Below are 18,963 nucleotides of genomic sequence, written 5' to 3' on the forward strand. Positions count from 1 at the left end.
GACCCCCGTTCGTACCGTTTGGCCTGATTCCTCCATGGACCGCAGCGCGCAGATTCTCACGCCCAGCCAGCTCAACATCCTGGCCCGCGACCTGCTGGAAGGCGCGTTTCCCCTGATCTGGGTGGAGGCCGAACTGGGCAGCGTGACGCGCCCTGCCTCGGGCCATCTATATTTCACGCTGAAGGACGCGCGCTCGCAGATCCGCGCCGCGTTGTTCAAGCCCAAGAGCCAGTGGCTGAAGTTCGTGCCGCGCGAAGGCATGCGCGTGCTCGCGCGTGGCCGGCTGACCCTGTACGAAGCCCGCGGCGAGTACCAGATGGTGCTCGACCACATGGAGGAAGCCGGCGAAGGCGCCCTGCGCCGCGCCTTCGAGCAGCTCAAGGCACGCCTGGAGGCCGAGGGCCTGTTCGCGCCGGAGCGTAAACGACCGCTGCCGGCGCATGTGCGTCGCCTGGCGGTGATCACCTCGCCCACCGGCGCGGCGGTGCGCGACGTGCTCAGCGTGCTTGAACGGCGTTTCCCGATGCTCGAGGTCGATCTGCTGCCCAGCCTGGTGCAGGGCGACAGCGCTGCCGCGCAGATCACTTCGCTGCTGCGTGGCGCCGATGCCAGCGGCCGCTATGACGTGATCCTGCTGACCCGCGGTGGCGGCTCGATGGAAGATCTCTGGGCCTTCAACGACGAGCAGCTGACCCGCGCGATCGCGGCCAGCCAGACCCCGGTGGTGTCTGCCGTGGGCCACGAAACCGACTTCAGCCTGGCCGACTTCGCCGCCGACCTGCGCGCGCCGACGCCGTCGGTCGCGGCCGAACTGCTGGTGCCTGATCAGCGTGACCTGCTGCTGCGTGTGCGTCGCCTCGATGCACGTCTGGCGCAGCTGCAACGGCACAGCCTGGGGCAGGCGATGCAGCGCGCGGACCGTGCCCTGCTCCGCCTCAACGCGCAGAGCCCGCAATCACGCCTGCAGCTGTTGCAGCGCCGTCAGCAGGATGTCGCGCGCCGTCTGCACGCAGCGTGGTCCACACAGCATCAAGGCCGTCTGGCCCAGCTGCGCCACGCAGCGGCCGTGCTGCGCAGCGGTCATCCGCAGCGCCGGCTGGATGCCCTGCGTGAGCGCCTGCAACGCCTGCAGCCGCGTGCGGACAGCGCGATCGGTCGCCAGCTGCAGCGCGACGCCCTGCGCCTGCGGGCGCTCGCCCGTTCGATGGAGGCAGTCAGCCCGCTGGCCACCGTCGCGCGTGGCTACGCGATCCTGACCCGCGAGGACGATGGCAGTCTGGTGCGTTCGCCGTTGCAGGTGCGCCCGGGCGACACGCTCAAGGCACGCGTGCAGGACGGCGTGATCGACGTAACGGTCAACGAACCGGCGCGCTGATCCGGCGCGCCCAGGCCGCCGAGGTACGCCTTCAACGTCCCGCGCTTTCGCAGAATTTCTGCCGGTATTCCATCGCCTTGGGCATCAACGCCTGCAGGTTCTGGATGCGCGTGCCCGGGTTGGGATGCGTGGACGCGAATTCCGAGGTCGATTGCCCACCACTGGCCTGTCCCATCCGCTCCCACAGCGGAATCGCTTCCTGCGGATCGAAACACGCTGCCGCGGCCAGCATCAGGCCTACTTCATCGGCCTGGGTTTCATGGCTGCGCGCGTACGGCAGCAGGTAGCCGTAGCCCATCGCCGACATCATCATCTGCTGCTGTTGCGGGTCCATGCCGCTGGCGGCACCGGCCATCTGCCCGATCTGGGTCATCTTCTGCTGGGCCATGCGCTGGGCGCCATGGCGCAGCAAGGCATGTGCGATTTCATGCCCCATCACCACCGCCATCGCATCCACCGTACGCGCGACCGGAATCAACCCGGTGTAGACCGCCATCTTGCCGCCCGGCAGGCAGAAGGCGTTGGCCTGATCGGAGGGGATCACGTTGACTTCCCATTCGAAATCCCGCGCGAAATGGGCTGGCTTCAGGCCATGTTCTTCGGCGAGGGCGGTCTCCACCACGTCCACCTTGGCGATCAGGCGCTGGGCGATCGCCTGGATTTCGCGCGACTGCGGTGCACTGGGATCCAGCGGCCGCTCCTGCGCCAGGATCTCCTGGTAGGCCTGCAGGCCCAGCGCCTTTTCCTGGGTCGCATCGAGCGAGCTGTCGATCAGCACGCTCTCGCCGGTGTACGGATCCACCGCACGGTTGGAGAACCAATAGAACGCGGCATAGCCGGCGAAGGCCAGCAGTACCCACCAGCGGATGTTGCCGAACAGGCCCGGCCGCCGGGCGCGGCCCTGCTGCTGACCGCCGAATGGATCGTTGCGCATGCGCGTGGTTCCTGAGATGGCCGCGGCACCCTGCCCGACACTGTGCCAATCCTAGAACGCGCGCCGGGGGGCCGGGTGAAATCCCGTCACCCCACGACGGGGAGATCCCTCAGATGCCTCGGACCAGGCGGAAGCCGATCCGTGCGCTGGTGGTGTCCGAATCCTGCGATTGCCGCCAGGCCGCGCGGGTCTGTGCCGGCGCATTGGCCCAGTTGCCACCGCGGATCACGCGCTGCCGGCAGCCCGGGTTGAACCAGGCCACGCCATCGGACGGCGCACGCCGGTAGCTGGCATGCCAGCAGTCGGCCACCCATTCGCTGAGGTTGCCGGCAATGTCGTGCAGGCCCCACGGGTTGGGATCGAAGCTGGCCACCGGCGCCGGCCCCCAATACCCATCGCCGTAGCCGACGAAGGCGTTGTACCAGTGCCGCCCGGAGGGCGAGACATCCTCGGCCCCGGTGAAGTTGCCGGCGCGCGCGGGCGGTGTGCCCGCATCGCCCCACGGGTACCGGCCGCTGCTGCCGGCGCGCAGGGCGTATTCGAATTCGGCCTCACTGGGCAGCCGGTAGGAGCGCCCGGTCTGCTCGGACAGCCAGGTCGCGTAATTCTCGGCATCGCGTACGCTGACGTGCATCACCGGCAGGTTGGCGATCGCCTCGGCCCCGTTGTAGTCGGACTGCCAGTCCACCCCGCTGCGCCGGACGAAGTTGCCGCTGCGCTCGTCATACACGATTGAATGACCGCGCCGCGTGGCCCGGGGGCGGGCCTTGGTAGCCTGCACATAGCGGCGGAAATCGGCGACCGTCACTTCGGTGATCGACATCGCGAAACCGCGCTCGAAGCGCACGTAGTGCGCGGGCTTCTCGGCATCGGTCGCGCCGAGCTCGTTCTCGGCCGCACCCATCTGGAAGCCGCCGTGCGGCACCACGATCATCTGCGGCCCGCGGCCGCCATCGCGCAGCGCATCGCTGAACACCTGCCGCGGCCGGAAGCTGCCGTAATGGGTGACCAGTTCGATGCGCTCGCGCAGCTGCCCCACGACAGGATCACCGGGCAGCGCGATGCGCAGGGCATCTTCCAGCTTCTGCCGGGCCGGCTTGAGTCCCTGCGGCGTGGCCAGATCGCGCAGGCCCTCGTTACGCAGCCGCGCCAGGGTGTCGGAGCGGATCGTTTCGATACGTTCGAAGGCATCGGCAATGGTGATGGAGGAGTCCCGGACCTTGGCCGCTTCGGCCAGCCAGGTACCGGCCGTCGCGAAGTCGGCCGCCAGCGCCGCCGTCTCGGCACGCCGGATCAGCGCGCTCTCGGCCGCTGCCAGCCCTTGCCGGGCGCGGGGGTTGTCCGCGTCCAGTGCGAGTGCTTCACGAAAATTGGGAATGGCGCCATCGCCGTCTTCGCCGATGCGGTCCGCGCGCAGATCGTCTTCGCCGGCGCGGTTGTAGGCCACCACGCGCTGGGCAATTTCCACCCGCGACTGCAGCTCGCGCACCTTGGGATCGTCCGGCGCCAGGGTCAGCAGTACCAAGGCCATCTCGCTGGCCTGGGCCAAGGCCTCGCGCTGCTTGAGCGGCCGCTCCAACAAGGCGGACGCCTCCTGCAGCAGGCGTTGCCGCGCGCGTTTCAGCCCGGCCTCGGCCAGGCGGTCTTTGGGATCGTGCTGCAGCAGTGCAAGCCAGATCGGGATCGCGTCCTCGGCGGTGCGGTACAGCCGGTCTTCCTCGAAGGCGCGTGCGGCATCGCGGCGAGCCTGGACAACGTCGTCGTCAACGAGGGTGACGGCAGGTGGCTGCCAGCGCTCCACCGTCTCGGCAGCGTCCTCGCCTCCGATGGTGACCTGCGCCACCGGCGCGCTCGCTTTGGCCGGTGCGGCAGCCGGCTTGGCGGCCGGCGCTGCCGACGGTGCCGGCGCGGGCGCGGGCGCGGGAGAACATGCGGCCAGCATGCCCAACAGAGCAGTGAACAGCAGCGGCAATGGGCCTGACGGTCGCAAATGGGGGTCCTTGGGGCGTGTCATCGTCTTGCTGGTGCCCACGCCACGTCGCAAGCCGCCGCCCGGGGCGCGATGGCGATCCAGGGGGCATGCCGCAGGCGCAGGCAGGGGATCATCATAATCGCCACCGTCGCGGGGGGCGACCGTCCCCGGCCCGGGCGTTCATCACCGCACGGCGGGATGCCGGCCGTGGCGTGGCGTGGCGTTAGGCTATCCTCCCCGACCTGAGCACCCCTTTGCAGTACATGGAATCCCACGTGGCTTACTGGATCAAAACCCCGGCGGAACTGGACGAGCGCTACCGCCAGCGCCCCACCCGCATCGGCCTGGACACCGAGTTCATCCGCGAACGCACCTACTGGCCGCAGCTGGCGCTGGTGCAGATGGCCGTCGGCGATGAAATCCTGCTGATCGACCCGCTGATCCCCGGCATGAACGAGGCCCTGGCCCCGTGGCTGGCCGACACCTCCATCCTCAAGATCATGCACAGCGCCAGCGAAGACCTGGTTACCTTCAAGGTCGCCTGCGGCGTGCTGCCGCGCCCGCTGTTCGATACCCAGATCGGTGCATCGCTGGCCGGCATCGGCGGCGGCATGGGCTACCAGAAACTGGTCACGGCAGTCACCGGCGTCACCTTGGCCAAGGGCGAAACCCGCTCGGACTGGATGCGCCGCCCACTCTCGGAGGCGCAGCTGGAATACGCCGCCGACGACGTGGAATACCTGTTCCAGATCCACGACACCCTCGACGCGCGCCTGCAGGAACTGGGCCGCCGCCAGTGGCTGCAGGACGATGCCGAGCGCCTGCTCGCCAGTGTCGAACACGATGAAGAGCGTTGGCCGCACGTGGCGATGCGCTCGGCACAGTTCATGGATACCCCCGCGCAACTGCGTCTGCTGCGGTTGCTGCGCTGGCGCGACGTCCAGGCCCGCGCCAGCGACAAGCCGCGCAGCTGGGTGCTCGACAACGAACTGGCTGCGGTGCTCGCACGTACCCCGCCGGCCGATGTGGATGCGCTGTCCAAGCTGATGGAGGGCTTCCCGAAGGCCCCCCGCAAACTGGCCGCCCAGGTGTGGCAGGCGCTGATCACCCCGCTCGCCGACGAAGCCGAGGCACCGCTGGCGCTGCCGGCCAACGATGCCAACAAACAAGCCCTCAAGCGGCTGCAGGATGCCGTCAGCGCGCGCAGCGCCGAACTCGGTCTGCCCGATGGCGTGCTCGCCTCGCGCAAGCATCTGGAAAGCTACCTGGAAAGCCGCCAGTGGCCGACGGCGTTGGCCGGCTGGCGCCAGGCGCAGCTCGAACCGATCCTCTCGGCGCTGTTGCCGCCGACTGCATGAGCCTCACGCATCGGTGCGGATCTGACCGCACCGATGCGCCGCTCGCATCACCTTGCGAGTGCACTGACGACGGCCCACTGCCGTCGAATCCTGAACGAAGCGCACACCGTCCCTGACATGTCGTCATCGGCATGACCGCAGACACATACGCACGTTCAAACCGCATGCAAGAGTGAATCGCACGCAACGCTCCGCGCCTGCAACAGGCCCGGTCCGGACACGGCATCCCGCAGGACCGCGCCGTCGGCGCAGGTTCTGCCCACGCGGCTGCGCAAAGGACTCCCATGCATCTGATCGCGACTCGAAGGAACGCCCCCTCCCCTCGCCGCACCCCGCGCCGCCTGCAGCGCTGGCTCGGCGCGACCCTGCTGCTGGCGGCCACTACGGCCAGCGCTGCCGATGATCTGAACGAACGGCTCGCACAGGCCCTGCAGGGCACCGCCACGCCTGCGATGGGCGTGCTGGTCATCCGCGATGGCAAGATCGCCGAACATGCCGTGCATGGCGTCCGTCGCAATGATGCGACGACACCGGTCACCACGGACGATCAATGGATGATCGGCTCCACCGGCAAGCCGATCACGGTGGCGATGATCGCGCGGCTCGTTGAACAGGGTGTGCTGCGCTGGGATGCACCGCTGTCGACCTTGTTGCCCGACCTTACCGCACAGATGCAGCCGGCCTACCGCAGCGTCACCCTGGTGCAGTTGCTCTCGCACCGCGCCGGCCTGCCGGAAAACCTCACCGACGCCGCCGCACTGGATGCGTTCTTCGTTGATACGCGGGCCCTGCCCGTGCAGCGCGAGGCGTACGTCAAGGCAGCCCTGGCCGAAGCGCCGGTGCACCCGCCCGGCACCGAATTCGCCTACAGCAACAGCGGCTTCCTGATCGCGGCGGTGATCGCCGAACATGCCACTGGCAAGGACGTGGAAACGCTGATGCAGCGCGAAGTGTTCCAGCCACTGGGCATGACCGGTGCCGGGTTCGGCCCGACCCCGGCGGGGCAACCGCGGGGCCATCGCGCCGGCAAGCCGGTGACCACCGCGCCGCAGAAGGCCGATGACGGGGTGCCGCCGCTCTACACTGCCGCCGGCAACCTGCATATGCGGCTGCAGGATCTGGCGCTGTTCGCCATCGATCAGCTCGCGGGCAGCCAAGGCAAAGGCACGCTGCTGACACCGGCCTCGTACACGCTGATGCAGACCGCGCAGCCGGGCAGCGGATCCGGGCTGGACTGGGGCGTGCAGCCGTCGATTGCCGGTCGTCAGGGGCCGGTGCTGGTGCACGGCGGCTCGGACGGCAACTGGCTGGCCTGGGTGGTGCTGTTCCCCGGCCAGAACAACGGCGTGATCGCCATCGCCAACGCCGCCGAAGACATGGGCGCCGACCAGGCCACCATGGGCGTGCTGGGTGGATTGTTCGCCGAGCTGGCGCCGGCTGCGGCGCCCGCCAGGTAACAGAAATGGCAACGCCCCGCAGATGCGGGGCGTTGTCGAAACACGCATCATGCTCACCGGTGCCCTGCGGCACCGGCGATCGCGTGACTTACCAGTTCATGTTGAGCGAAACGCCCACGGTGCGCGGTTCGTTGTAGACCGCGGCCATGTAGTTCTCGATCACACCCTTGAGGTTCTTCTCATTGGTGATGTTGCGCGCGAACAGCGCCACTTCCCACGCACCGTAGTTGGCGGAGTAACCCAGCTTCAGGCCGCCTTCGAAGCTGCCCTTGGCGTTGAACTCGGCCGAGTCATACAGCACGAAGCTGGTGTAGCCCTGCTTGTTCCAGTCGGTGGAGATGAAAAACACATCGCTGTCATTGACCGGCATGTCGTAACGCGCGGCCAGGTTGATGTTGTACTTCGGTGCGTTCGGCAGCGGGTTGCCGTTGATCTGCGCGAAGGTGTTGGCACCGACCTTGATGGTCGGGTCATTCACGGTGCAGACCACGGCGCCATTCAGGGCACAGACCTGCGCGTACACGCGGTCGTCCTGGATCTTGCTGTGCAGCAGGCTGACACCGGCGCTCAGGGCCAGGTTCGGGATCGGGCGCAGCTCCATGTCCGCTTCCAGACCGTAGGCCTTGGCCTTGTCGGCGTTGAACAGCACGCCGTTGCCGTCCGAATCATTGCCGTTGAGCTGGATGTCGTTGACCACGTAGGTGAACGCGGCGGCGTTCACGCGCAGGCGGTTGTCCCACAGGCTGCTCTTGATGCCCGCTTCCCAGGACAGGATGGTTTCCGAGTTCGCCGTGGTGAAATCGGCATTGAACACGGCCGAACGGCCCTGGATGGTCGGGCCGCGGAAGCCGCGGGCCACGCGCGCATACACGCTCAGCTGCGGGTTGAACGCGTACATCGCGCTGAGGTCCCAGCTCGGCGTGGTGTCGGACATTTCCACGTAGGTGCGGCCCTTGTAGGTCACGGCACCGGCGGCGGTATCGGCGGTCTTGAGCAGACGGGTCTTCTTCTCGTCCTTGGTCTGGCGCAGGCCGGCGGTCAGGGTGAACTTGTCGGTCACGTCGTAGCTGACCTGGCCGAACCCGGCCCAGGAGGTATTGACGTTGCGCAGGCGCACCCAGTTGTTCGGGTTGCGGGCATTGCCCTGCAGGAACCAGGCGCGCTGGTAGAAATCGGTGGTGTCGCGGCCGTCGAAGTAGAACGCGCCGACCTGCCACTTCAGGCGGTTGTCATCGCCATTGGCCAGACGGAATTCCTGGGTCCACTGGTCCAGATCGCGGATCTGGCCCATCGACTGGCCGTAGCCGTTCGGCACGCCGTTGACCGGGTAGTTGACGGCGGCGCCGCCGTCGGTGTCACCGCGGCTGTAGCCGGAGGTGGTCTCGTAGGCAGTGATCGAGGTCAGCGAGACGTTGCCGAAATCGTAGATCGCCTTCACCGAGCCGCCGTAGGTCTTGTAAGCCTGCGGGTTGTTGTCGGCTTCGTCGTAGGCGACCTTGTCGCGCGGCACGTCGGTCGTGTTGGAACCCTTGGTCAGCGCGCTGCGCAGGAACAGGGTCGAGGTACCGTCGTAATCGCGCGCATGAGCCGAGGCCAGCAGCGAGAAGTTGTCGCTCGGCTGCAGCAGCAGCTGCGCGCGCACGTTGCGGTCGTCGAAGCCGCCCATGGCGTTCTTCTTCGGCGAGACCGTGCCATCGGCGCTCGGGCCGCTGTAGGTGTTGTCGACGTAATCATCGCGGTGCTGGTACAGCGCCGACACGCGGAACGAGGCGATGTCGTTGATCGGGCCGCCGAAGCCGCCATCGATGGCCACGCTGCCGTACGAGCCATAGCTGGCCTGCACGCGGCCGCTGTAATCCTGGCTCGGCTTGATCGTGTCGAACTTGACGATGCCGGCGGTGGTGTTGCGGCCGAACAGCGTGCCCTGCGGGCCGCGCAGCACCTCGATCTGGTCCACGTCGTAGACCGGGTTGGACTTCAGCACCACGTGTTCAAGCACCACGTCGTCCTGGATGATCGACACCGGCTGCGAGGCACCCAGGTAGAAATCGATGTTGCCCAGGCCACGGATGTAGAAGCGCGGGAAGATGCGGCCGGTGGTGGTTTCGGCGTAGAAGCTCGGCACCTTGCCCGACAGGGCCAGCAGGGTGTCATCGCCGCCAGCGGTGTAATCACGGATCTTCTCGCCCTGCACCACGCCGACCGACACCGGCACTTCCTGCAGGTTGCGCTCGCGGTGGTCGGCGGTGACGGTGATGGTGTCCAGCGAGGTCGCGCTGGCGGACTGCGCGTCCTGCGCCGAGGCGGCAGCGGACAGCATCAGCGCAGCGGAGGCGCAGGCCAGCGCCAGCGCGCGGCGGCGCGGCAGCACGGCAGCGGAGAGGGAACGGGAGAGAAGACGCGTCGACACAGGGGCGTGGCGTAGAGCGGGCATGCAGAGGTCTCGGGTAGTACAGATCGGGGCATCCGGCAGATGGCCGGGCACCATAGGAAATCGGCATCGCTGTGGAGACAGCGATGCGGCACGGTATTGGCTGGATGTTGCAGATTGGTGTCAGGGCGTTGTGGGCGACGGCTGTCCGGCCCCCCTGGTCCACTGGCTATGCGGCCGCGTTTTCTGGCGCGGATTATGCCCGGCCAAGGCGCGCGCCGGAAGGGCGGGGTTCGCGTTTGATGCTTTCCGGGCCATCGGTCACGTGTCGCCCGGCACTTGTCGCCCTGGCAGCGGCGGCGAACACTGAACCGGTCATCCACGAGATCCCCGCATGTCCTCTCGCCCGCTGGCCTGCCTGCTCCTGTTGTTGTCCGCCTCGGCCGCCCAGGCCGCCGAACCGCCCGCACAGTGGCTGGTCACCACCGACCTGTGGGGAAACCCGGCCTACCAGCTGCTCACCCTGCCCGACCAGCAGGGTCCGGTGGAGGGGCGTTTCGATGGGGATAGTCTGCAGGGCAGCCGCCAGGGCACCACGCTGGCGTTTGTCGTCACCGGCAGCGATGGCGCGACCTACCGCTTCCGCGGCGAGCAGACCGGCACGACCCTGCGCGGTACGGCCGATTATCCCGACACCAACGCCAGCGAGCGACGCGCGATGCATCCCTTCAGCGCGCGCCGCCTGCCCGAGCGGCCGGCCGGCGGCCCACGCCAGCATGACTTCGTGCCCACCTCCTATTCGAATGAGTTTTCGCCCCACCGCGCGCCCGTGCTGACGGTCTGGCCGGGCGACAGCGTGCGCACCACGACGCTGGATTCCGGCGGCGTGGATGCCAACGGCCAGACCCGGGCGCTGTTCGGCAATCCGCAGACGGGGCCGTTCTACGTGATGGAGGCCGAGCCCGGCGATGTGCTGGCGATCCACATCAAACGCCTGCGCTTGAACCGCGACTACGCCGATAGTCTGGACAGCATCGTGGGACGCGCGCTGACACCGGCCTTGGCAGCAAAGGCCACCGCACTGGACAAACCGGTGCGCTGGACCCTGGACCGCGAACGCGGCCGTGCCCGCCCAGAGGCGGCCACCGGCAAGCTCAAGGACTTCTGGGTGCCGGTCAGGCCGATGCTTGGCGGGCTGGCGGTGGCACCAGGGTTTGGCAACGCGCCGATCTCCACCGGCGACACCGGCCGCTTCGGCGGCAACATGGACTTCAACGAAATCCGCGAGGGCGCCACCGTGTATCTGCCGGTATCCCAGCCCGGCGCCCTGCTCTACCTGGGCGATGCGCACGCGCTGCAGGGCGATGGCGAAACCTCGCAGTACGCGCTGGAGACCTCGATGGACGTGGAGTTCAGCGTGGAGGTGATCAAGTCCCGTGCGCAGTCAGCGCCGCGGGTGGAATCAGCGACGCAGTTGATGGTCCTGGGCCAGGCCGGCTCGCTGGATGATGCCCTGCGCGCGGCCACCGCCGGGATGGCGCAGTGGCTGGAACAGGACTACGGGTTGAGCCTGTCCGAGACGGCGCAGGTGCTGGGCAGTTCGGTCAGTTTCGTGGTGGCCAACCTGGCCGGGCGCAGCGTCGGGGTGGCGGCCAAACTGGACAAAGCCCTGCTGCAGCAGGTGGAACGCGCGCCCGCCACGGCGCGGGCCAGGCACTGAACCCAACGCAGGTCCCACTTGGCAGGCGCCGCCGGTCGGCGCTAGACTAGGCCCATTGCGGGGTACGGCCGAGGCCGGTGACGCCACGCAGCAGCAGCATACGTGGGGCCATAGCTCAGCTGGGAGAGCGCGTCGTTCGCATCGACGAGGTCAGGAGTTCGATCCTCCTTGGCTCCACCACTATTCAGCCCGATAGGGCACTCGAAAGGCCGGAACACCTGAAAAAACAGGGGTTTCGGCCTTTTTCGTTGGACGAGCGAGTACCGCCCCGCACGTTGCAGCTAGTGAGACGGTGGGGGCATATTTTGGGGCACCTGCCCCATGCCCCCAGAACCGATGCCCCCACTCTCCGATCTCTCTATTCGGCGCGCCAAGCCGAGTGGCAAAACACAGAAGCTCTTCGACGGCGGTGGTCTATATATGGAGATCTCGCCGGCAGGCGGCCGCTGGTGGCGACTGAAGTACCGATTCGGCGGCAAGGAGAAGCGCCTGGCGCTCGGGGTGTATCCGGAGGTCACTCTGGCCTTGGCACGCAACCGCCGCGAGGACGCCCGCAGGCTGCTCGCCCAGGGCACAGACCCAAGCCAGCAGAAGAAGGACGCGGCCGCAGCGAAGGCGGGGCTGGACGCATTGACGTTCGAGTCCATCGGGCGGGAGTGGATGAAGGGCCGGATCTGGGCGCCGTCGTATCGCATCAAGGTCGAGGCGTGGATGGAGAACGACGTGTTCCCTTGGATTGGCTCCCGACAGGCTGCCGAACTCGAGGCGCCGGATTTCCTGTCGATCGCGCGACGCATGGAGCGGCGCGGCGCCATCGAGTCCGGCCATCGGGTGATACAGAACTGCGGGCAGATCATGCGCTATGCCATTGCCTCGGGCATGGCCAAACGCAACCCAGTCGCCGACCTACGCGGTGCGCTGCAGCCAAAGCCGAAGCGCCACTACGCAGCCTTGGCCGAGCCGAAGGAGCTGGCACCGCTGTTGCGCGCTATCCACGCCTATCAGGGCAGGCCAGTCACGCGCTGGGCGCTCGCCTTGGCTCCGCTGGTGTTCGTGAGGCCGGGAGAGTTGCGCCAGGCCGAGTGGTCCGAGTTCGATCTGGACGCTGCCGTGTGGCTCATCCCCGCCGACAGGATGAAGATGCGCGCCGAGCACCTGGTGCCGCTGTCGCGGCAGGCTCTGGACATCCTGCGGGAGATTCATCCGCTGACCAACCGGGGCAGGTACGTGTTCTCCGGCCGAAACAGCGTGCAGCGGCCGTTGAGCGAAAACACGGTGAACACCGCGCTGCGGCGGATGGGGTTCGAGAGCGATCAGATGACTGGCCACGGGTTCCGGGCCACCGCGCGCACGATCTTGGACGAGGTGCTCGGATTCCGGCCCGACATCATCGAGCACCAGCTGGCGCACGCCGTGCGCGACCCAAACGGCCGAGCCTACAACCGCACGACCCATATGGCCGAGCGCGTGCGGATGATGCAGGAGTGGGCGGACTATCTGGAACGGCTGCGTTGTCCCGTCGTTGCACAGGGCTGACTAGGCATGCTCAAATCGTGAAAACATGGACGGACCAACCGCGATGGCCAGATTCACCAATGACGACCTGCTAAATCTGGATCGGGAATTCGCGGAGCAGAACATTCCTCTCCATGCACGGCCATTCCAAGCCGCAGTGCGCATCTTAGGGCCTAGCTTCTCGATTGGTCCCTTCCACACCAGTGATGGGCTGGAAGAAATTTCCACAGCCTATCGTGCGCTGTTTCCAGGAAGCGATTTCTGGCCTGGCGCCGGCCAGGGTCTCGCCGCTTCAGTTGATCGAGTTCACCTTATAACGATGCCTGTGGTTTCTGGACCGAGAATTGTCGACCTGCACACCGGACTGGGGTTTGCCGACGCATCGGACTGGCGAGCTTGGTGCCGCAACGATCCAGAAATTGCCTCGAAATCAGCGTACGCGTTCGCCGACTTGCACGACCTCAGTTGCGGCCTCGACACCTTGCCCCAGAACTCGGAGCAGCACATGTATTTTCATCGCGCGATGCAACACTTGGGAGACCTTTCAGCAAGCCTGTCGAATACCGGTAGAACCTCCGAAGCTGCTCTACAGCACATTTTGCTGATAGCAGAACTGGCGTTGAAGGGGTCGCTTCTTCAGCTTGGGGTTCCGGTGAAGGTCCTTAAAGACAAATTTGGACACAGACTCCCTGAGTTAGCTCGCGAGCTTGCGAAAGAGCGCCCGCATCATGAAGACGAAGAGCTGCTACGCGTTTGCGAAAAGATGCCCAACCTCGTCGCTAGCCGCTATGGATCTTCAGGACTGAGCCGTATGCAAATTGTTGAGCTTGCAATTGCGAGCCAGTTCATTGCTGCTTCCGCAATGCGGCGAATCAGCGGGGCCGATTTGGCATTGGAAGTTCGTAGAGACGGACCGCGCCCGAGGTTTCACATCTAGCTTTGGAACTGTCCCCCAGTCGTGCTATCGACCCAGGCCATATGACTCGGTGCGCCGCTCGAAGTGATCGATGATCGACTTCATTCTCTGGAAATGCGCGTCACTCCCAAATCCCTTGGCCGCAACGGCCACAGCGCCGGCTCCACGGAACATGTAGTTCCACAGATCGCGTTCGTGATCGCTGCGGCGAATAGCTGGCCCCGACTCAACCGCGAACGTCTGTGTCTCCTGATCGTATATCTCCATGACATGCGGGGCAGCTGCATGCACAAACCCGGAATAGGTTTTCGACAGTAGCTTCGCAACCCGGTTGCCGGTGCTGGGGTCGTCGGTGATCCGATGAATCGCTGCAACGATCTTCTCACGCGGCACCTGCGGTCGGCTCTGAAAAGAAGTGAGCGGGTCGTCGAAGTTTGCGAAGTCTTCTCGCCAAAAATAATCAAGGAATGCCTCGTGACGGTCTGTCATACCCTCCGTCAGACCTATGACCAGGAACAGCACATCCTCGCCGGCCTCGTCCGCCATCCGCTTCACTGCACCTTGAGGCACCACCACTCCCGCCTCACATAACACCAGTGCGCCACTCAGGAAGTTGAGCATTGCCGCGAGCTTCAGCACGATCGCGTGATTGGCATCTTGGTTCGGGAGCCTGTCTATGTACCCCCGCTTCCCCGCTGGAAATCTCTGCGGTGGCGTCATCCCGCCTTCGAAATCCCGATAGACGGCCACCATGCCCTGAAACAGCTCGCGATATGCCGCTATCAGTTCCGGGTGCTGCACCATTGGTTTCATCCTGGAGCGCAAAATCGGATTGTTGCATGGCCCCCTACCATGTCAAGGTCGCGGAAGATCAACAAAAACAACGACTAAGCCTATCACCCGCGATCATTGGCGACCTACGGAAATCAATGACTTACCCGTGGCCTGGGGTCAGTTTGGGGTCAGTCCATCAGGCGGCTTGGTCGTCGTCCATGGGCTGCAGCCGATTGGCGATGCCGTCGAAGCGCGCGGCCTCGGCGCGGAGGCGGTCGGCGCCGCGCCGGCGAGTCGCCCTCGCCCTCCAATCCCCACGGTGGTTGCTGTCCAGGTCGTCGGCCTGCTGCCATAGCAAAGCCGCCCTCGCGCGCGCCCAGCGCGCCTTGCCCATGCTCTTCTGATCCATGCAGCTACTGTCGCCGCCGGCGGTCGCACGCGCCGATACGGAGGCAACGCTGGCTGACTGTCTACCAGGTCCGGTTGTTCCTCGCGGCCGCTCGGGCCACCTCGCGCTGGTCGATCTCCAGCCGAAGCCGCTGCTGATGCCTGACCGCCCACAGCTCCGACCCGATTACGCCTTGGTCGTAGCTGGTGCACTTCCGGCGCCGATGGTGCCGGTCCTCTAGATGGCGGTCGACCTCTACGAACCAGCTATGGTCATCCACCCGCTGCGATAGCCGCAGCACCTCCGTCATGCCGCAATAAATGGCATCGGGTAGCTGGTCTGGGCGGCTGGCGACCGAGCGCCATCGGAAGTCGGGAGGAAGCATGCGCGCAGCATACGGAGCGGGGTCTCAGATTCCGCGACGGAGCGTCATGGCCATGCAAAGGTGCCGGCGGGCAGCTGCTCAGGCGCCCCATCACCCGGGCTGAGCTGCCTGCGGCTCCCGGATCCGGCATGGACAGAATGCCCGCGCCGGCCGTTCCGCGGTACAGGGCGACAGCCCTTGCTGGTGTGGGGATCACCCGCCCTCTGCCATCGGGGTGCAGGCCGCGCGAAGGTCAGCCCACGAGGTGGGGAGTATGGTTCGGCCATGTGCGGACGATTCGTTCAGACCCCCATCCGGAACGCTGACACCCTGGGCTTCCCCCAGCTGGTCGGCGACCTGATGTCGATCCCCGAAAGCTACAACTTGGCGCCGACACAGCGCGCGTCCGTGATCCTCGATCGTGGCACCGGCCTTCAGGTCACTCGCCTTTCGTGGGGCCTGCTCCCCTTCTGGGCCAAGGCCAAGAAGCTGCAGGGCTCGACGATCAATGCCCGCATCGAGACGGTGGCCACCAAGCCAGCGTTCCGCTCCGCGTTCAAGAAGCGCCGCTGCCTGATCCCCATGGCCGGGTACTACGAGTGGTCGGTCAACCCGGAGGACGGGAAGAAAGATCCGTGGTTCATCCACGCGACCGGGCCGTTGCTGGCGGCCGGCCTGTGGGAAGACACCAGCCCCCTGCTCGACCCGGACAACCTGGGCACCTTCACCGTCATCACCGGTGACAGCAGCGGCGTATCGGCCGATATCCACGACCGCATGCCGGTGTGGCTCACGGCCAGCCAGGCCGATGAGTGGCTGGCGGCCGAGCCCGATGCCGCGATGGCGATGCTGCTGGCCAGCGAGCCGCCAGCGATGGAGGCCTATCGCGTCACCCGGGCAGTAAACACGCCGCGGAACAATACCGAACAGCTGCTGGAGCCCGTGAGCTAGCCCGACTGGCCGATGCGACTATTGCCCATTCTTCCCGCTACAACACGACGGCGAGGGACTCGCCCTCACCGCCGGTTTGCTCGTCAACAGGCGCCGTCTCCGCATCCCACACTCGCTCGGTCGCCGCCTTGATCATCGCCATCAGCTTCCAGCCGGGCTCCACCAGCTCTTCGCCGGTGAATGGGTTGGTGATGGCGTATTGACCACCGATCAGCCCCGCTATGTCGTGCCGGATCGTCCGCTCATACCCGCGCGTGTTGACCATCCCGGTCTCCCTATCCCAGTCCACTCGCTCGAAGTGGAAAAGCACCGGGCCGGTGTTGGTGCGGAAGTCCCACTGCACATCGATGCGGGTGGCGAACATCTCCACCGCGTTGTTGCCGCTTTCCGATTGGACCAGAGACACGTCGGTTACTCCATGGATTCGATGGACTGATACTGAGATTGGAGAGCCAGCGGCGTTGGACCGGGATTGCTGACACTGTGTCCACGTCGGTCGTAGCTCAGCACACGCGTCCGGAAGCTTGTCTGGCGGGCGCTCGCCACGTCGGTGGCGAAGATCTGTCCGCTGATCGTCTGAGTGATGAATGACGCTGCCCCCTGCTCGTTGAACACGTCATCGCTCCCGCCCAACGTCAACCGCGACAGCTCGGTCCAAGTGGGGTCGCCAGCAAAGTTGCGCTCCAGCACCACCACCGCCGAGGTGCTGCCAGGCCCCAAGGTGATCACTGACGACGCGCCGTTGTACTGCTGCTGGTACTGGTACTGGAAGCGGCCACCCACCTGCACCTCCCGGCCCAGCCGGCCGAGGTAGCCAGTTTCCACCGCTACGCCCTGCGCCACAGTCGTGCTGCTCTTGAAGCCGCGCGAGATGCCGCCGGTGTAGAGCGCGCCGGCGATGAAGACGTTGCCGGCCGTATCCAGCGCGAACTTGGCGTTCGCCTTGACCACCGTGGCCGGGTCGCTGCCCTGCCCGTAGTACATGACCAGGTCGCCCAGGTTTCCGAAGGGCTTGCCTTGGGCCAGGATATAGCCGCTGTTGGCCCAGCGCTGGACGGTGCGGCCGCCCTCCCAGGTCATGCTGCCGGTGCCGTTCGGATCGGTGATGTTGAAGATGTCTGCAACGAAGTCGATCTTGCCGATCAGACCGTTGTTGACCGAGGTCATACCGATGACCCGGTTGTTGACGTCCAGCGCCCAGGTGTACTTGGCGTACAGCACCGACTGGCCGTTCTCCAGCTGCGTTGCGCGCGTTTCGAGGATCTGCGTCGCGGTCGCGGCCAGCTGAACCGCCGTGTCGTCGGTCCAGAGCGTTGGGGTCAGTCCAAGCTCCAGCTTCATGCGCCGGATCGAGTTGTTGGCGTTGGTGTTCTCCCAGATGGGGCGGCAAACCAAGTACGTCGTCCCCGCAGGCGCGGCGATGGCGATGTAGACCTGTTGCCACTGTCCGACGATCGATGGATCGCTGAGAGCCGAAACCGCTCCGATGTAGCCATTCGCGCTGTACGCCGCGACTTCGAGCCGAACCGTGCCGGCATTACTGTTGCGGTACACCTCGCCGCTGAACACGTAGACGCCCTGGCCCGTCTGCACCGTCTGCGGGCTGGCCGTACCGCCCGAGATCGGGGGAGCGTACATGTAGTTGCCGTAGCGCGGCTCATTGACGATGCCGAGCCCACCCGGCTGTGCCCAATAAGTGAATCCGCGCGCAAAGGATGAGTCCTTCAGCATGTTCGGCGTGCCACCCAGCTTGGCCGTCACTTGGGTGATTGCACTGCCCTGCGCATCCACCCGGCCGTCAAGCTGCTCGACCTTCGACTGGATGATCGCCACGGTCCCGGCCTCAGCCTTGCCGCCCAGCACAGCGTTGGTCTGGTCGAGGCGCTGACCAAGCACGCTGTCACGGCTGACGCTGGCCGTCTCAACTGCCACCACCTGGGCGGTGCTCGCCTTATCGCCAAGCGCCGCGTTGGTGGTGTCGATTCGCTGCCCCAGCGCCGCAACGTCATCAACTCGGGCCTGGATCTCGCTGGCCACCTGCGCCGACGTGGCCAGCTGCCCGGCCCCCGCTGGCAGCCGCGCCACTACCGCGTCGACGCGAACTGCCTCGGCTGCGATATCGCTGGCGTTCTGGTGGCCCATGCTGATGGACGCAGCCAGAGCATCACCCACCGAGGCGTACTCGCCAATCTCACGCCACGAAGCCGGGTCGTTTCCCGGCACGACACCCGTGCTCGGCGCCGCTGCCTGATACAGCATCCCTCCCCTCCGCGCGAAGGCGCCTGCGGGATACTCGCGGTCAGCCACCCACTCATCCGCGCCGACGATGTCCTCGAGGAAGGCGTTCAGCGCGGCCACCTGCGAGTCGGTGTACTGGCGTGCCGTATCGATGGCTTCATTGGCCGCGGCCAGGTCACCCGCGGCCCGGTCGAGAATCTCTTGAATGATCGCCTGATTGAGCGCCGCCATCTCGGCATAGCTGGGCACCTTGCTCGGCGCGGCCTCCACCGTCGTGCCGTCGCCGGGCTTCCCGCGCACACTGGCCGTGATCTTGAACCACCAGGCCTGCCCGCTCCCGTCGCTGTAGAGGTAACGGGTTTCGATGACCCGCGCGATCTCTTCCCAAGGTCCGTTCTCGGTAGGACCTCGTTCGATGATGTAGATCACGCCCTCCTGATCAACCGCCGTCCATTCGATCAGGACGCCGTCTGCGACAGGGCTCGGCACTACCCCCTCCACCGGCGGCGTGTCCGGAGACACATACACCAGGGGGAACCAAGATGTCTGCTGCGGCTCGACCGGTGTGACGGCAGGCAGCGCGCCCGCCCCGATGTCGATCAGGGTGATTTTCCGTTCTTGCATGGGGAT

14 protein-coding genes and 1 tRNA gene are annotated in these 18,963 nt (G+C 66.1%); 8 read left to right on the forward strand and 7 right to left on the reverse strand.

The features are described 5' to 3' along the window. Positions 1–34: 34 nt before the first annotated feature. Complete coding sequence (gene xseA / locus AC06E9_RS00520; RefSeq protein ID WP_478055229.1) at positions 35–1,375, forward strand: exodeoxyribonuclease VII large subunit; 1,341 nt, start codon at positions 35–37, stop codon at positions 1,373–1,375. A 31-nt stretch (positions 1,376–1,406) separates the two neighbouring features. Here the strand turns inward: xseA and AC06E9_RS00525 are convergent, their stop codons facing one another. Both AC06E9_RS00525 and AC06E9_RS00530 read right to left on the reverse strand, forming a co-directional pair. Continuing rightward, complete coding sequence (locus tag AC06E9_RS00525) at positions 1,407–2,309, reverse strand: M48 family metallopeptidase (protein ID WP_121038276.1); 903 nt, start codon at positions 2,307–2,309, stop codon at positions 1,407–1,409. Positions 2,310–2,418: 109 nt separating this feature from the next. Then, positions 2,419–4,323 (reverse strand): formylglycine-generating enzyme family protein, encoded by a 1,905-nt coding sequence (locus tag AC06E9_RS00530; RefSeq protein ID WP_461770105.1) that lies wholly within the window; start codon positions 4,321–4,323, stop codon positions 2,419–2,421. 233 nt (positions 4,324–4,556) lie between these two features. Here AC06E9_RS00530 and rnd point away from each other — a divergent pair, with 233 nt between their 5' ends. After that, the gene (gene rnd / locus AC06E9_RS00535; RefSeq protein ID WP_121041154.1) at positions 4,557–5,639 is read left to right on the forward strand and encodes a ribonuclease D; all 1,083 of its coding nucleotides are present in this window, start codon (positions 4,557–4,559) and stop codon (positions 5,637–5,639) included. Between the two features lie 284 nt (positions 5,640–5,923). After that, entirely contained in the window at positions 5,924–7,096 is a 1,173-nt protein-coding gene (locus AC06E9_RS00540) for a serine hydrolase domain-containing protein (RefSeq protein ID WP_478055230.1), read from the forward strand. A gap of 88 nt (positions 7,097–7,184) precedes the next feature. Here AC06E9_RS00540 and AC06E9_RS00545 read toward each other — a convergent pair whose 3' ends face one another. Continuing rightward, the gene (locus AC06E9_RS00545; RefSeq protein ID WP_478055231.1) at positions 7,185–9,530 is read right to left on the reverse strand and encodes a TonB-dependent receptor; all 2,346 of its coding nucleotides are present in this window, start codon (positions 9,528–9,530) and stop codon (positions 7,185–7,187) included. 331 nt (positions 9,531–9,861) lie between these two features. On the opposite strand from AC06E9_RS00545, the gene AC06E9_RS00550 reads away from it, so the two are divergent. From AC06E9_RS00550 to AC06E9_RS00565, 4 genes are all read left to right on the forward strand, one after another. Then, positions 9,862–11,187, forward strand: a complete 1,326-nt coding sequence (locus AC06E9_RS00550; RefSeq protein WP_461770108.1) for an acetamidase/formamidase family protein — start codon at positions 9,862–9,864, stop codon at positions 11,185–11,187. A gap of 104 nt (positions 11,188–11,291) precedes the next feature. Next, positions 11,292–11,367: transfer RNA gene (locus AC06E9_RS00555), tRNA-Ala, on the forward strand. A 156-nt stretch (positions 11,368–11,523) separates the two neighbouring features. After that, positions 11,524–12,723: a tyrosine-type recombinase/integrase gene (locus AC06E9_RS00560; protein WP_315985445.1), complete on the forward strand. Its 1,200-nt coding sequence runs from the start codon at positions 11,524–11,526 to the stop codon at positions 12,721–12,723. Positions 12,724–12,766: 43 nt separating this feature from the next. Continuing rightward, positions 12,767–13,639, forward strand: coding sequence for a HEPN domain-containing protein (locus AC06E9_RS00565; protein WP_478055232.1), 873 nt, complete (start codon positions 12,767–12,769; stop codon positions 13,637–13,639). Between the two features lie 24 nt (positions 13,640–13,663). On the opposite strand, the gene AC06E9_RS00570 is transcribed toward AC06E9_RS00565, so the two are convergent. Together AC06E9_RS00570 and AC06E9_RS00575 are read right to left on the reverse strand one after the other, a co-directional pair. After that, positions 13,664–14,422 carry a hypothetical protein gene (locus tag AC06E9_RS00570; RefSeq protein WP_478055233.1) on the reverse strand — a complete coding sequence of 253 codons (759 nt, stop codon included), beginning with the start codon at positions 14,420–14,422 and terminating at the stop codon, positions 13,664–13,666. Between the two features lie 166 nt (positions 14,423–14,588). Next, positions 14,589–14,801: a hypothetical protein gene (locus AC06E9_RS00575; RefSeq protein WP_478055234.1), complete on the reverse strand. Its 213-nt coding sequence runs from the start codon at positions 14,799–14,801 to the stop codon at positions 14,589–14,591. A 628-nt stretch (positions 14,802–15,429) separates the two neighbouring features. Here AC06E9_RS00575 and AC06E9_RS00580 point away from each other — a divergent pair. Then, positions 15,430–16,095, forward strand: a complete 666-nt coding sequence (locus AC06E9_RS00580) for an SOS response-associated peptidase (protein WP_478055235.1) — start codon at positions 15,430–15,432, stop codon at positions 16,093–16,095. Positions 16,096–16,132: 37 nt separating this feature from the next. Here AC06E9_RS00580 and AC06E9_RS00585 read toward each other — a convergent pair whose 3' ends face one another. Continuing rightward, on the reverse strand, positions 16,133–16,501 hold the full coding sequence (locus tag AC06E9_RS00585; protein ID WP_478055236.1) for a hypothetical protein: 369 nt from the start codon (positions 16,499–16,501) through the stop codon (positions 16,133–16,135). A gap of 5 nt (positions 16,502–16,506) precedes the next feature. Continuing rightward, positions 16,507–18,957, reverse strand: a complete 2,451-nt coding sequence (locus AC06E9_RS00590; RefSeq protein ID WP_478055237.1) for a polysaccharide deacetylase family protein — start codon at positions 18,955–18,957, stop codon at positions 16,507–16,509. Positions 18,958–18,963: the final 6 nt, after the last annotated feature.

It is taken from the genome of Stenotrophomonas sp. Steno-Z10-BAI (assembly GCF_056393115.1).

What these genes read in the sequence shown, in the direction of transcription:
- AC06E9_RS00545 (WP_478055231.1), bottom strand. Translation starts at nt 9,530, where the DNA reads ATGCCCGCTCTACGCCACGCCCCTGTGTCGACGCGTCTTCTCTCCCGT.
- AC06E9_RS00565 (WP_478055232.1), top strand. Translation starts at nt 12,767, where the DNA reads ATGGCCAGATTCACCAATGACGACCTGCTAAATCTGGATCGGGAATTC.
- AC06E9_RS00590 (WP_478055237.1), bottom strand. Translation starts at nt 18,957, where the DNA reads ATGCAAGAACGGAAAATCACCCTGATCGACATCGGGGCGGGCGCGCTG.
- xseA (WP_478055229.1), top strand. Translation starts at nt 35, where the DNA reads ATGGACCGCAGCGCGCAGATTCTCACGCCCAGCCAGCTCAACATCCTG.
- AC06E9_RS00570 (WP_478055233.1), bottom strand. Translation starts at nt 14,422, where the DNA reads ATGGTGCAGCACCCGGAACTGATAGCGGCATATCGCGAGCTGTTTCAG.
- AC06E9_RS00550 (WP_461770108.1), top strand. Translation starts at nt 9,862, where the DNA reads ATGTCCTCTCGCCCGCTGGCCTGCCTGCTCCTGTTGTTGTCCGCCTCG.
- AC06E9_RS00530 (WP_461770105.1), bottom strand. Translation starts at nt 4,323, where the DNA reads ATGACACGCCCCAAGGACCCCCATTTGCGACCGTCAGGCCCATTGCCG.
- AC06E9_RS00560 (WP_315985445.1), top strand. Translation starts at nt 11,524, where the DNA reads ATGCCCCCACTCTCCGATCTCTCTATTCGGCGCGCCAAGCCGAGTGGC.
- AC06E9_RS00540 (WP_478055230.1), top strand. Translation starts at nt 5,924, where the DNA reads ATGCATCTGATCGCGACTCGAAGGAACGCCCCCTCCCCTCGCCGCACC.
- AC06E9_RS00575 (WP_478055234.1), bottom strand. Translation starts at nt 14,801, where the DNA reads ATGGATCAGAAGAGCATGGGCAAGGCGCGCTGGGCGCGCGCGAGGGCG.
- AC06E9_RS00525 (WP_121038276.1), bottom strand. Translation starts at nt 2,309, where the DNA reads ATGCGCAACGATCCATTCGGCGGTCAGCAGCAGGGCCGCGCCCGGCGG.
- AC06E9_RS00580 (WP_478055235.1), top strand. Translation starts at nt 15,430, where the DNA reads ATGTGCGGACGATTCGTTCAGACCCCCATCCGGAACGCTGACACCCTG.